This is a genomic window from Aliihoeflea sp. (genome assembly GCF_052435475.1).
Taxonomy (GTDB): domain Bacteria; phylum Pseudomonadota; class Alphaproteobacteria; order Rhizobiales; family Rhizobiaceae; genus Aliihoeflea.
In genome coordinates this window covers 360,127-373,274 of the sequence record NZ_JBQVMV010000001.1, presented here as the reverse complement: position 1 = coordinate 373,274, position 13,148 = coordinate 360,127, and the positions used below count along the sequence as shown (strand labels likewise).

The 13,148-nt window shown below is 64.5% G+C and carries 13 protein-coding genes and 1 tRNA gene; 7 read left to right on the top strand and 7 right to left on the bottom strand.

Annotated elements, in window-relative coordinates; translation table 11 throughout:
- Window positions 1-111 precede the first annotated feature (111 nt).
- Window positions 112-339 carry a DUF2842 domain-containing protein gene (locus ACT6QU_RS01850; protein WP_024586108.1) on the top strand — a complete coding sequence of 76 codons (228 nt, stop codon included), beginning with the start codon at window positions 112-114 and terminating at the stop codon, window positions 337-339.
- Here the strand turns inward: ACT6QU_RS01850 and ACT6QU_RS01845 are convergent.
- Complete coding sequence (locus tag ACT6QU_RS01845; protein WP_444563142.1) at window positions 334-1,299, bottom strand: polysaccharide deacetylase family protein; 966 nt, start codon at window positions 1,297-1,299, stop codon at window positions 334-336. The genes ACT6QU_RS01850 and ACT6QU_RS01845 overlap by 6 nt on opposite strands.
- Before the next feature lie 146 nt (window positions 1,300-1,445).
- Between ACT6QU_RS01845 and ACT6QU_RS01840 the strand changes: the two genes are divergently transcribed.
- Window positions 1,446-2,585 (top strand): GNAT family N-acetyltransferase, encoded by a 1,140-nt coding sequence (locus ACT6QU_RS01840; protein WP_444563141.1) that lies wholly within the window; start codon window positions 1,446-1,448, stop codon window positions 2,583-2,585.
- Here the strand turns inward: ACT6QU_RS01840 and ACT6QU_RS01835 are convergent, their stop codons facing one another.
- Complete coding sequence (locus tag ACT6QU_RS01835; RefSeq protein WP_444563140.1) at window positions 2,586-4,649, bottom strand: GumC family protein; 2,064 nt, start codon at window positions 4,647-4,649, stop codon at window positions 2,586-2,588.
- 185 nt (window positions 4,650-4,834) lie between these two features.
- Between ACT6QU_RS01835 and ACT6QU_RS01830 the strand changes: the two genes are divergently transcribed.
- The 5 genes from ACT6QU_RS01830 to ACT6QU_RS01810 all read left to right on the top strand — a co-directional run bounded on the left by ACT6QU_RS01830 (window position 4,835) and on the right by ACT6QU_RS01810 (window position 9,511).
- Window positions 4,835-5,392, top strand: coding sequence for a polysaccharide biosynthesis/export family protein (locus tag ACT6QU_RS01830; RefSeq protein WP_029660194.1), 558 nt, complete (start codon window positions 4,835-4,837; stop codon window positions 5,390-5,392).
- Between the two features lie 22 nt (window positions 5,393-5,414).
- Window positions 5,415-6,518 carry a glycosyltransferase family 4 protein gene (locus tag ACT6QU_RS01825; protein ID WP_444563139.1) on the top strand — a complete coding sequence of 368 codons (1,104 nt, stop codon included), beginning with the start codon at window positions 5,415-5,417 and terminating at the stop codon, window positions 6,516-6,518.
- A 77-nt stretch (window positions 6,519-6,595) separates the two neighbouring features.
- Window positions 6,596-8,131 (top strand): undecaprenyl-phosphate glucose phosphotransferase, encoded by a 1,536-nt coding sequence (locus ACT6QU_RS01820; protein ID WP_444563138.1) that lies wholly within the window; start codon window positions 6,596-6,598, stop codon window positions 8,129-8,131.
- Window positions 8,128-9,420: an O-antigen ligase family protein gene (locus ACT6QU_RS01815; protein ID WP_444563137.1), complete on the top strand. Its 1,293-nt coding sequence runs from the start codon at window positions 8,128-8,130 to the stop codon at window positions 9,418-9,420. Before ACT6QU_RS01820 ends, ACT6QU_RS01815 begins: the two co-directional genes overlap by 4 nt.
- 14 nt (window positions 9,421-9,434) lie before the next feature.
- Window positions 9,435-9,511: transfer RNA gene (locus ACT6QU_RS01810), tRNA-Pro, on the top strand.
- A gap of 78 nt (window positions 9,512-9,589) precedes the next feature.
- On the opposite strand, the gene ACT6QU_RS01805 is transcribed toward ACT6QU_RS01810, so the two are convergent.
- From ACT6QU_RS01805 to plsX, 5 genes are all read right to left on the bottom strand, one after another.
- Window positions 9,590-9,898, bottom strand: a complete 309-nt coding sequence (locus tag ACT6QU_RS01805; RefSeq protein WP_444563136.1) for a hypothetical protein — start codon at window positions 9,896-9,898, stop codon at window positions 9,590-9,592.
- Between the two features lie 79 nt (window positions 9,899-9,977).
- Entirely contained in the window at window positions 9,978-10,517 is a 540-nt protein-coding gene (locus ACT6QU_RS01800) for a MerR family transcriptional regulator (RefSeq protein ID WP_024586117.1), read from the bottom strand.
- 113 nt (window positions 10,518-10,630) lie between these two features.
- Window positions 10,631-10,972, bottom strand: coding sequence for an integration host factor subunit alpha (locus ACT6QU_RS01795; protein WP_024586118.1), 342 nt, complete (start codon window positions 10,970-10,972; stop codon window positions 10,631-10,633).
- 122 nt (window positions 10,973-11,094) lie between these two features.
- Window positions 11,095-12,066 (bottom strand): beta-ketoacyl-ACP synthase III, encoded by a 972-nt coding sequence (locus ACT6QU_RS01790; protein ID WP_444563134.1) that lies wholly within the window; start codon window positions 12,064-12,066, stop codon window positions 11,095-11,097.
- 10 nt (window positions 12,067-12,076) lie between these two features.
- On the bottom strand, window positions 12,077-13,141 hold the full coding sequence (gene plsX, locus ACT6QU_RS01785) for a phosphate acyltransferase PlsX (protein WP_444563133.1): 1,065 nt from the start codon (window positions 13,139-13,141) through the stop codon (window positions 12,077-12,079).
- Between the last annotated feature and the right edge of the window lie 7 nt (window positions 13,142-13,148).

The window sequence follows — 13,148 nt, the reverse complement described above, 5'->3', positions numbered from 1 at the left end:
GGAGAAGTGCCGCATCGGCCCCGTCAATTCAAGCGCCTGCCCTGCGCGACATGCCGTCGCGTTTGCCATGGATGCATGTCTGGACTAAACGATGGCGCAGAAGGAAAAGCCATGCCCGTTCGCCTCAAGAAGCTCATCGGAACCGTTCTTCTGGTCCTGCTCGTCGCCGTCTACGCGATCGTGGCGACGATTATCGCCGTGGCGCAACTCGCCGAATCCAGCGTCTGGGTCCACCTCGCCTATTTCTTCCTGACGGGATTCCTGTGGGTCATCCCGGCCATGTTCATCGTCTCATGGATGGCAAAGCCGTCGAAGCGCGACCTCGCACGCAATCTATAGCGTCACCACGCGCCGCCGGGAGTTGGCGAAGGTGGTGATGCCGGTCAGCATCGTGCGCAGATGGCCGATATCCTGGTAGCGCCCGTTGAGCGAGATGCGCGGCAGCGCGTGCATGTGGTCGCGGTGTTCGGGGTGAAGCGTGCCGTGCCGCGTCGTCACCGCGGAAACAAAACCAGCCTCCTTCGCCAGCCTGATCTCGCGCGCGCCAACCGCCCGCTGATGCCCGTAGGGATAGGCGAAATGGCGCGGCCGGATGCCCGTTTTCTCAGTGATCACGTCGGCCGAACCGCGCATTTCGATGAGCGCGCATTCTTCTTCGAGCCGCGCCAGATTGTAGTGCTGGATCGTGTGTGCGCCGATCGTGCCGAGCCGGTGACGCGTCACGGCAACGATGTCGTCCCACTTCATGAACGGGCTCGTCGACACCTCACGGCCACCCATTTCGTCGAGAACGGCCTGACGCTCGGTTTCGGAGACCCGCGTCGCCATCAGGCCCGAAAGATGTCGGGCGGTCGCCAGTTTCTCGACCGGCGAAGACGTCGCGCGGACAGAATCGTCGAGCGGGGACGGCATCGCGACCTCGTCGCGCATCAGGGCCAGTTGCTCCACAACCTCCCACCAGGGCTGGACGGACCCGTCGATGAGGCCGGGCGCGACGTAGATGGCGAACGGCGCGTCGTGGTGCTCGAACATCGGCAGTGCTTCGGTGAAGTTGTCGAGATAGGCATCGTCGAGCGTGATCGTGGCGACCTTGGCGCGGCTCCCGGTTCCGAGGTGATCGACCATTTCGTCGAGTGACACGAACGCGAATCCGCTCCGCTTCATGTCCGAGATCGCGCGATCGAGGAAGTCGGGCGTCACCGACAGATGATCGTTCAGCCCCAACCCCTTGCGGGGCGTCGCGGTCACGCTGTGAAGCATCAGGATCGCGCCCAGTCCGGACAGATGCGGCTTCGCCATTCGGGCGATTCCAGACCATCGCGATGCGTTCAGCACGAATCTGCGAAGGCGTTCCTGGTTGTCGGTCATTTCGAAACCTTTGTGCCCTAACCTCCTCCGCCGACAGCAGAGACACGCTGAACACCATATGGGCGAAGAGTTGAGGCATGGTTGACGCTCTGGAAACGGCCGACGGGGCGCGCGCCGGGCTTGCCATCACCGTGGAAGCGGCGGGGCTGCAGGCGCTTCGGCGCTACCGCGACTTTGCCGGGCCGCGTGCGAAAGGGGCGGCTCAGCATCCGCTCTGGTTCGAGAAATGGCTCGAAACGACCGGCGAGCGCGGATGGATCGTCTGGGTCGCGGACGGAACAAACACGCTTGCCGCGCTGCCGCTCGTCGAAACACGCATTTCCGGGCTGCCCGCGCTCGCCTTTGCCGGCGGCGCCCATGCCAACGGAAATTTCTGCCCCGCAACCCATTCCGGCACGGCGGTTTGCATGGCGGCGCTCAAGGCCGCGATACGCCAATCCCTGCCGCATGTCGCCCTGTTGTCGCTCGAACGCCAGCACCGGACCCTTGACGGGCAGACGAACGTCCTTGCGGCCATGGCGACGCGAACCAGCCCGAACATCGCCCTTGCGGCAAGCCTCGACGGCGGTTTTGCCGGCCTCTTGTCGCGCACCAACGGCAAGAAGAAATCGAAGAAGCGCCGCGCCCAGTGGCGACGCTTCGAGGATGCCGGCGGCAGCGCGGTGGTGAAACCCGCAACGACCGCCGAAATCGACGCGATTCTGGACGCGTTTTTCCGACTGAAGGCTGCCCGGCTCGAGAAGGCGGGTATTGCAGACGCCTTCGGCGATCCGCAGATCCGCGAATTCTGGCGGGCGATTCTCGACGCCAGCCGCGAAGAGGCCGATACGCCATTTTCGGTCGAAGCGCTCGTCGTCGGCGGCAAGCCGAGGGCGATTACCGGCTCGACGCACCTTCGCGACCGAACGGTGTGCGAATTCGGCGCCATCGAGGACGGCGACCTGGCATCGATCAGCCCGGGCGAATATCTGGCCTATTCCAATCTGGAAGAGGCCTGCGCGAAAGGTCTGCCGCTCTACGATTTCAGCGTGGGCGACGAGGCCTACAAGCGCTCCTGGTGCGATATCGAGATTTCGCATTTCGACGTCGTCGTCCCGCTGACGCCGGCGGCCCGCCTTGCCGTTCTCGGCTTCGACGTGATTGCCGGAGCCAAGAAGCGGATCAAGGCCAGCCCGAAGCTTTGGGCCTTCGCGAAAGCGGTGCGTCGCCTCAGGTGATCAGGCGACCGTCCGCGCCTCGTCTTGTGCCTGCGGGGCCGGTGCGACGACGCGAGCGGCCTCTCCATATCCTGCTGCGAACAGGCTTTCGGACGCCGCCAGCACGCGGTCGTCCGCCGCATCGATGACGCCGATCATGATCTCGCTCGTGTCCCCCGCGACCCGGCGAAGGCCTTCGCTTTCGGTCGGTCCGCACTCGACGACGACGATGTCATAGGCCGTCGTCAGCGACGTCAGGATGATCGGCAGGCGGTCTGCGGCGCGCATGGCGCGACGCGGTTCGGCCGTGCCGACGGGAATGACGTGCGCGTCGGAATAGAGGTCGCCGTGGATCGTCTCGGTGAACTGCGCTTCGGCGGCCAGGAGGTTGGTGATGCCTGTATAGGTGCGGCTTTCCAGCATGTGGCTCGACGGCGTTCCGGTGAAGGTGAGATCGAGATAGAGGACGCGCATCCCCGCATCGGCCAGCTCGCGAGCGACCATGACGGAGGCCGTCGAGGCCTCCTCACCCTCCGGCGATACGAATATGGCACGCGAGACGCCGGCGGCGATCAGTCGTTCGGCAGCCGTCTCGACGGAGACGTCGAGTGGCAGCGGGCCAGCGTCATGCGAAACAGCGGCGGCCTCGGCGGATGCAGCGGCGGGCATGACGAGATGGGGAACCGGATGAACACGCGCGCCGCCCGCCGCAGGGCGCATCGCCCGACCGCTGAACAGTTCGCCCAAAAGTGTGCCAACGATCATCAGCAGAAGCGAGCCCATGAAGGCGGCGCCGAGGATCGGGCCGTATTTCGGATAGTAGGAATCCACCGGCGGCGTGGCGCGTGCGAAAATGCGCGCGTCGACCGGCAGATAGTTGCGGTCGCCACGCGCGCTCGCCTCGCGGAAGCGTGTCAGGTAGGATTCGAGGAGTTCGCGCTGCGCCGTCGCCTCGCGCTCGAGCGCGCGCAGTTCGACCTCTTCCGTGCCGGCGGCAGCGGATGTCGATTTCAACGCGTCCAGATCCTGCTGCAAGCGCTCTTCGCTGCGCTGGGCCGCGCGGGACTCGTTCTCGAGGCTCTGCAGCACCGTGCGCGCTTCTTGGCGGATACGCGTCGACAGGTCGGCCAGTTGCGAGCGCAGGCCACGAAGGCGCGGATGGTTGTCGAGAAGCGTCGTCGACAGATCGGCGATCTCCGCGTTCAACTGCACCTCGCGCTCGCGCAGACGCTGAACGACCGGCGAGGCGAGAACTTCCGGTACGGCATCGAGCGACGCGCCGGTATCGATCGCCTGGCGGACGCCCTCGGCCCGCGCCTCGGCGGCCGAGCGACTGGCGCGCACGCGCGACAGTTCGGACGAAAGCTCGGAGAGCTGCTGGCTTGCCAGCGTCGAATTGTTCTGGCCGACGAGAAGCCCCGAACGGGCACGGAACGCAGCCACGTTCGCTTCGGCCTCGCGGACCCGCTCCCGCAGATCGGCGATCTCGGGCGCGAGCCAGCCGGTCGCGTCCTCGTTGGAAAGAAGCTTTGCAGCGCGCTGTTCGTCGAGATAGGCGTCGGCGATCGCGTTCGGAACGGCAGCGGCCAGTTCGCGATCCTCGGACGAGAAGCGCACAACGATGACGCGGGAATTCTCGACGCGATAGACGGAGAGCTTCTCGCGCATGATGTCAATGGTCGTCTGCGCGCGCAGCAATTCGTCCGAGCCGCCGAGGCCGAACGAAGCGAGTATGCCGCCGCTCTGAAACTCGGCACGCTCGGCGAGCTGCAATTCGGCGGCGACGCGGCGCAGGATGTCACTTGAGGCGATCACCTCGACCTGGCTTGCAACGCCCTCATCGTCGAGGATAGGCCGATCGCCCTCGCCCGCCCCCGACATGCGCGTATAGGCGGACTCGCGGGCTTCGATCAGAATGCGCGTTTCGGCACGGTAGAGCGGCGTTGCGAAATAGGCAAGCAGGAAGGCGGCGATGGTCACGACCAGCACGACCGTCAGGATAGGCTTCCACCTGTCGCGCACACTCAAGGCGAGACGGCGAAGGTCGATATCGACGTCGTTGCCACCCACTTGCATTCCGCTCATAGCGAATCCACTCCGGCCCAAGGCGCCCAGAAGTAAAGACACATGGTAACCATCGAGTTAACGATTGCGGCGGCGCGCGCGGCAATCATGACTGGGCTTTACCGGCCATTAACCTTAACGAGCCGATAACAGGCCATCTGCAATCGGGCTGCTTCGCGGCTCTAGGGATGGACGCTCGCCAGGTCATGAAACGCCCCGCTCTTTATGGTCTCCTCGCTCTCGCGTTCCTCTCGGGCTGCACCAGCTACCAGCCCGCCCCGCATGCCTTCCACGAGGCGATCAACCAGCCCTACGTCCTCGACGCAGGCGACCGGGTGCGGATTTCGGTTTTCGAGCAGGCATCGCTGACCAACAGCTACTCCGTCGACCAGTCCGGCTACATCGCCTTTCCGCTCATTGGCGCGGTGGCCGCGCGCGGCTATACGCTGCAGCAGATCGAAGGCCAGATCGCGACCAAGCTGCGCGACGGCTATATCCGCAATCCCGACGTCACCGCCGAGATCGATCGCTACCGGCCGGTCTTCATCATGGGCGAAGTGGGTGCGGCCGGACAGTATTCCTACGTGCCGGGCATGACGGTCCAGAAGGCCGTGGCGGCCGCTGGCGGCTATACGCCGCGCGCGCAGCAGCGCGACGTCGATATCACGCGCCAGATCAATGGCGAGGTGATGACGGGCCGCGTGACGACGACGGACCCGGTCCTGCCCGGCGACACGCTCTATGTGCGCGAACGCTTCTTTTAGGGTTTCGCGCGCATAAGGTCGCATGCGGATCGTCCATACGTTCAGATCTCCGGTCGGCGGCATCTTCCGCCATGTGCGCGATCTCGCTTCGGCCCAGCATGCGGCCGGCCACGAGGTGGCCATCGTCTGCGATTCCACGACCGGTGGCGAACATGAAGACCGCCTTTTCAAGACGGTCGAGCCCTATGTCTCGCTCGGCATCCACCGCATCGCCATGCAGCGCCATGTCGGGATCGGCGACCTGAAATCGGCCATCCGCGCATTCAACCTTCTCGGCGATCTGAAGCCGGATGTCCTGCACGGCCACGGCGCCAAGGGCGGCTTTTACGCGCGTTTCTTCGGCACGCTGCTCAAGCGGCGGCACCGGTCTCTCGAGCGGCTCTATTCTCCGCATGGCGGGGTGCTGCACTATGATCCCCGCTCGGCGGCCGGGCGTGGCTATTTCCTCGCCGAGCGCCAACTGGAGCGCTTCAGCGACCACATCCTTTTCGTCTCTGATTTCGAACGGCGCACCTATCTCGCCAAGGTCGGCACGCCGCGCGCACCGCACAGCCTCGTCTATAACGGCTTGCAGGCGTCCGAATTCGAGCCGGTGGAAACGCGGCCCGATGCCGCCGACTTTCTCTATATCGGCATGATGCGCGACCTGAAGGGACCCGATCTCTTCATCGAGGCACTGGCGCAGGTGCGGGACCGGTTTCCGGCTGTCAGCGCACACATGGTGGGCGACGGTGACGACCTTCCCCGCTATCGCGACCGCGTCGCCCGGTTGGGCCTCTCCGTCACCTTCCACGCCGCCATGCCTGCCAGGCTGGCGTTCGGCATGGCGCATGTGATGGTGGTGCCCTCGCGCGCGGAGGCGATGCCCTACATCGTTCTGGAAGCACTCGGCGCCGGGCGGCCGATGATCGCCACCGCCGTGGGCGGAATTCCCGAAATCCTCGGCGCGAACTCGCCTGCCCTCGCCGAACCTACCACCGACAGCCTTGCTGCGCTGATGATCCGCGCGATGGAAGATCGCGGCTGGCTCGCCGCTTCCATGCCCGACGCGAGGCGCCTGGAGCAGGATTTCAGCGCCTCCGCCATGGCGGGGCGTATCGAAAGCATTTACCGTAAATCTGCTTGAGGGGCGACAGGCCCTTCGTTTCAAGCGTTTCTTAGGGCAGCCACCGTAAGGCTTTCTCGCAGATTGCGAGTGTGCCCATGAACCACAGCCAGCCGCCTCACCAGTTCACGGCGAAAGCCGTCCGCGATTTCGCCGATGCCTCGGCGCCCGCCGGCACCGGCGAGCTGAGCGAAATCGCACGCACCGTCGCCTCGCAATATCGCGCCGACACGATGTCGCCTGTCATGGTCAGCGGCTTGCTGCGTCTTTGCGAGTTCCTGATCCTCGCCCTGACCGGCCTCTCCATATACTTTGCCTATGCCAGCGGCGCCATCGGCCTAACCTATGGCTATCCGCTCGTCATTCTCGCGGGCTCGGGCCTTGGCGTGCTGCTGCTCGAAATCGCCAATCTCTACCAGCTCGGCGTCATGCGCCGGCCATTCGTGTTCCTGCCGCGCATCGTTCTCGTCGTGACCGCGACGTTCGCGCTTCTGGCGATGGCAGGGTTCTTCCTCAAGATATCCGACGAGTTCTCGCGGGTCTGGTTCGCCGGCTGGCTCGCCAGCGCCCTGCTCCTCGTCCTTTCGGGACGCGTCATGCTGTCGGTCCTGATCCGGCGGTGGGCGCGAAACGGCACGCTGGAACGACGTGCGCTGATCGTGGGCGGCGGCAAGCCTGCCGAGGCGTTGATCCGCACCATCGAGCAGGACCCCGACAACGACATCCGCATCTGCGGCATCTTCGACGACCGCGACGATTCGCGCTCGCCGCCGATCGTCGCCGGCTATCCGAAGCTCGGCTCCGTGACCGAACTCGTGGAATTCGCTCGAATCGCGCGGATCGACATGCTGATCGTCTCGCTGCCACTGAGCGCCCAATCGCGCGTCCTGTCGCTCCTGAAGCGGCTATGGGTGCTGCCGGTGGACATTCGCCTCTCAGCGCATTCGAGCCAGCTCCGCTTCCGCCCGCGCGCCTATTCCTATGTCGGCTCTGTGCCGATGCTCGACATCTTCGATAAGCCGATCAACGACTGGGATTCGGTCGCCAAGCGCCTGTTCGACATAAGTTTCAGCCTAGCCGGCCTGATCGCTTTCTCGCCGCTGATGATCGCGACCGCCATCGCCATCAAGCTCGACAGCAAGGGCCCCGTCTTCTTCAAGCAGAAGCGGCACGGATTCAACAACGAGGTCATCGAGGTCTTCAAGTTCCGCTCGATGTACACCGACCAGTGCGACCCGCTCGCACGCCGCGCCGTCACCAAGGGCGACCCGCGGGTGACGCGCGTCGGCCGCATCATCCGCAAGACCTCGATCGACGAACTGCCGCAGTTCTTCAACGCGCTTCTGGGATCGCTTTCGCTCGTCGGCCCGCGTCCGCACGCCATCAAGGGCCATTCGCAGGACCGGCTGTTCGAGGAGGTCGTCGACGGCTATTTCGCGCGGCACCGCGTCAAGCCTGGCGTTACCGGTTGGGCGCAGATCAACGGCCTGCGCGGCGAGATCGACCATGACGACAAGATCCGCCGCCGCACCGAATACGATCTGGACTATATCGAGAACTGGTCGCTCGGGCTCGACCTGAAGATCCTGTTCCTGACGCCGCTGCGGCTCCTGAATACGGAGAATGCGTATTGAGCGCCGCCGTCGGCACCCTGCCCCGCGCGGCGATCGACGCCAAGATCGTCGCGCTGACGAGTTCCGTCGCCGTGGGCCTTGGCGTCGGGCTTGCCGGGTTCGTGCAGAACGAACCGGCGCCCTACGAACTCTACATGGTCGCGCTCATCGGCATCTGGGCGCTGTTCGGGCTTGCCATCTCGCGCACGACCGCTCCCCTTCTCGTCCTGTGGATCGTCTATCTGATCGGCGGAATGGTCTCGATGACCCAGATGGACGACCTCAAGGACACGCCGCTCTACCTGGCCGTAACGGCATTCCTGGCGCTGACGGCGGTGTTCGTGGCCGCTATCGTCGAGAAGCGGGCCGGGCTGCTGCGTCCGATCTTCATCGGCTGGACACTCGCCGCCTGCCTGACGGGACTTTTGGGCATTCTCGGCTATTTCGGCGCCTTTCCCAGCGCCGACCGGTTCACCCTCTACGACCGGGCGGCCGGCGCCTTCAAGGACCCGAACGTGTTCGGTCCCTTCCTCGTGCTGCCGGCGGTATGGCTTCTGCATGGGCTCGTGACAGGCCGTCTGATGAAGATGCCGATCCAGGCATCCGGGCTTCTCATCCTGTCCTTCGCGATCTTCCTCTCCTTCTCGCGCGGCGCATGGGGTCTTTACGCCCTCTCCGCACTCACCGTCTGCGCGGCGGTCTTTCTCAACTCCTCGAGCAACAAGCTGCGGCTGCGCATCCTCGTTATGGCTCTGATCGGCATGGGCATGATCGCGCTCGCCGTCATGGTCGCGCTTCAGATTCCGCAGGTCGCGACGTTGTTCGAAACGCGCGCGCAACTCGTCCAGGACTATGACGGCGCACGGCTCGGCCGCTTCGCCCGCTACGGACTCGGCTTCGCGCTCGCCATGGAGCATCCGCTGGGCATCGGCCCTCTGGTCTTCGGCACGATCTTCGGCGAGGACACCCACAATATCTGGCTGAAAGCGCTGATGGACTACGGTTGGCTCGGCTTTGCCGCCTATGTCTCGCTGCTGGTCTTCACGGTCACAGCCGGTTTTCGCATCCTGTTCCGCCAGCGGGTCTGGCAGCCATTCCTGCTTTGCGCGTGGGTCGTGTTCATTGGCCACATCCTTCTCGGCACCGTCATTGACATGGACCACTGGCGCCACTTCTATCTCTTGATGGGCATCATCTGGGGATGCGTCGGGCTGGAAGCGCGCCATCAGGCAAGCGGTTCCGCCGCGTCACCGTCCAATTCCATTGCGCCGCGCAATTATGCGCTTGCCTTGCCAAGACCGACCAATTAGAGCTTCGCACGGCTCGGAGCGTAGCGCAGCCCGGTAGCGCACTTGACTGGGGGTCAAGGGGTCGTAGGTTCGAATCCTATCGCTCCGACCATTTTCCTTCCCCTGACCATCTTTTCCCCGATACGAAAAAGGCCGGCAATGCCGGCCTTTCGGTCAGTTTCCGTACAACTCAGCGACGCAGAAGCGCAGCGGCTGCCAGTCCCACGACCGCAAGGCCGGCGAGGACGAGTGCGGGATGTTCGCGTGCGGTCTGCTCCGCATAGCGCGCTTGCTTGCGCACCACCGGCATCCAGTCATGGATGCGCTCGGCAATGTCGTCATAGGCGTCGGATGCGGTCTCGCGCGTGTCGTCGTAGAAGTGCGAGCCGCGCTTGCGCGCCTGCCGGCTGAGGACGGACAGTTCCTTGCTCAGATGCGCAATGCGCCGTTCAAGATCGTCATCCCAGGAACGACGGCCGCCGAAGATCGAATATGACATGAGTGGTCCTTCCATTCGCCACGTGTTTGCCTAACAAACGGCGGCGCAAGGGCTTGGTTCCACTGGAGTTGCGGCGGCTTCAGCGCACCTGGTCGAGCAGGCGCTTGCATTCCAGAAGGTCGAACAGCGCCTCCTGAAGCAAGGCGCGGTTGTCGCGCGACAGGCGTTCGTCGTCGGGCGCCACCGGCCCTTCGTCCTCACCGCGACCGAGCCCGAAAAACCGGCGTGCCGGCTTGGCCTTGGCCTGGCCGAGGATCATCTCGTCGTCGCCATCGCCCTCCGGCGCGGCATGGACGGCCTCCGCCTCCTGCTGCTTGCGCTGCGCAATGGCCTCGACCGCCGCCATATCGCCGTTTCCGATGGCAATGACGAACTGGTTTCCATTGTCGCGCAGAAGCTTCTGCACGCCCTTGATCGTATAGCCCTGGTCGTAGAGCATGTGCCGGATGCCCTTGATCAGCTCGACATCCTGCGGGCGGTAGTAGCGGCGGCCGCCGCCCCGCTTCATCGGCTTGATCTGCGAAAAGCGCGTTTCCCAGAAACGCAGGACGTGCTGCGGCAGGTCGAGATCGTCGGCGACCTCGCTGATCGTGCGGAATGCGTCGGGAGACTTTTCCATGGCGTGCTCGCTTTCAGGGCTCGCGATTCGCCAGTATTACAGACCCTTAGAAGGGCATATTCAAGTGCGGGGCGGTCTTGCCCCCCGATTTTGCTGTCATGACCGGTCCGGCCTCAGCCCTTCGCGAGCTTGGCTTCCGTGACCGGATTTGCGATGGCGCGATGATTGTCGAGAATTCGCTGCTTCAACACGTTCGACGCCTTGAAGGTCATCACCCGGCGCGGAAGGATCGGCACCTCTTCACCCGTCTTCGGGTTACGGCCGACGCGCTCGTTCTTCGAGCGGACCTGGAAGGTCGCGAAGGAGGACAGCTTCACCATCTCCCCGCGGACGATGGCGTCGCAAATCTCGTCGAGCACCATCTCGACGAGTTGCGCGGATTCGGTGCGCGAAAGCCCGACCTGTCGGTAGACAGTTTCGGCGAGATCGGCACGCGTTAAAGTCTTTCCCCCCATCGGCCGTCCAACCATTCTGAAAAAACAGGCGAATTTTCAAGCAGTGAGGACGTTAGGAAATTGGGGTGTCGAGGTCAAGAACCCATTGACCCCGCTTGGTTTATCCCAGCCGCCGGCCAATGCTACCAGCGGACGAGGACCGCGCCCCATGTGAACCCGCCGCCCATGGCCTCGAGAAGCACCAGATCACCTGGCTTGATGCGCCCGGTTTCGACGCCCTCGCAGAGCGCCAGCGGCACCGAAGCGGCAGATGTGTTGCCGTGCTTGTCGACGGTGATGACGACCTTTTCCTCGGCGATGCCGAGCTTCTTGGCCGACGCATCGATGATGCGCTTGTTGGCCTGGTGCGGCACGAACCAGTCGAGATCCTCGGCCGTGATGCCTGCCTGCGCGAAGACGGATTCGACCACGTCCGTGATCATGCCGACGGCGTGCTTGAATACCTCGCGGCCCTCCATGCGCAGGTGGCCGACCGTGCCGGTGGTCGACGGGCCGCCGTCGACATAGAGCTTTTCGCGGTGCGAGCCGTCCGAGCGCAGGCTGGCCGCGAGGATGCCGCGATCGGCGATCGTGCCCTCGCCTTCGCCCGCCTCGAGGATGACCGCGCCGGCGCCGTCGCCGAACAGGACGCATGTCCCGCGGTCCTGCCAGTCGAGGATACGCGAGAAGGTTTCCGAGCCGATGACGATGGCGCGTTTGACCATGCCGCCGCGAATGTGCAGATCGGCGGTGTTGATCGCGTAGACGAAGCCGGAGCACACCGCCTGCATGTCGAAGGCGAAGCCGTGGCGCATGCCGAGGCGTTCCTGGATCTCGACCGCTGTTGCCGGGAAGGTATTGTTCGGCGTCGACGTCGCGAGCACGATCAGGTCGATGTCGTCGACGGTCAGCCCGGCCGCATCGAGCGCCGCGCGCGCCGCCGCCTCGCCGAGCGAAGCCGTCGTCTCGTCATCCGCCGCGATATAGCGCTGCGTGATGCCCGTCCGCTGGACGATCCAGGCATCGGACGTTTCCAGCACGCCCTCGAAATCCGTATTCTTCATCACGCGGCGCGGCAGGGATTTGCCGACCGAGCGCACGACCGATCTGATCATTTTCGAAATCTCACTTTCCCGCCGCAACGGTCACGTCGTCATCTTTGGCGCGCGGGCGAAGACGCCCATGGAATTGCTGCAGCTCGGCCTCGATGCGTTCCCGCAATTTTCCCTTCGCCATGTCGTAGCCGAGCTCGACGGCGGCCGCGAAGCCCTCGTCATCGGTGCCGCCATGGCTTTTCACCACGATGCCGTTCAGCCCGAGGAACACGCCGCCATTGATCTTGCGCACGTCCATCTTCTCGCGCAGGAAATCGAACGCGCCCTTGGCGAGCACATAGCCCATCTTGGACAGGAAACTGCGCGACATCGCCTCGCGCAGATATTGCGCGATCTGCTTGGCGGTGCCTTCGGCCGTCTTCAGCGCGATGTTGCCGGCAAACCCTTCCGTCACCACCACGTCGACCGTGCCCTTGCCGAGATCGTCGCCTTCGACGAAGCCGTGATAGTCGATCGACTTCAGCCCGACCTCGCGCAGGATGCGGCCCGCCTCCTTGACCTCTTCCTGGCCCTTCACCTCCTCGACGCCGACATTGAGCAGGCCGACGGAAGGGCGCTCGATGTCGAACAGCGCGCGCGCCATCGCCGAGCCGAGGATCGCGAAATCGATCAACTGATGCGCATCGGCGCCGATGGTCGCGCCGACGTCGAGGACGACACTCTCGCCGCGCACGGTCGGCCAGATGGCGGCGATGGCGGGCCGTTCGATGCTCGCCATGGTGCGCAGGCAGAATTTCGACATCGCCATCAGCGCGCCGGTGTTGCCGGCCGAAATGCAGACATCGGCATCGCCGTTCTTCACCGCCTCGATTGCCTTCCACATCGATGACTTCCACCGGCCCTGGCGCAGCGCCTGGCTCGGCTTGTCGTCCATGCGGACCGAGATTTCGCAATGGTGGAACTCGGAGACGGCCTCGAGCTTGGGCAGCTTCGCGAGGACCGGGCGAACCTCATCCTCGCGGCCGTAGATCAGGAACCGTGCATCGGGGCGTCGCTCGGCAACACGCGCCAGACCCGGCAGCGTCGTCGAAGGACCATGGTCTCCCCCCATGGCGTCGATGGAAATGCGTATCACGCGGCAA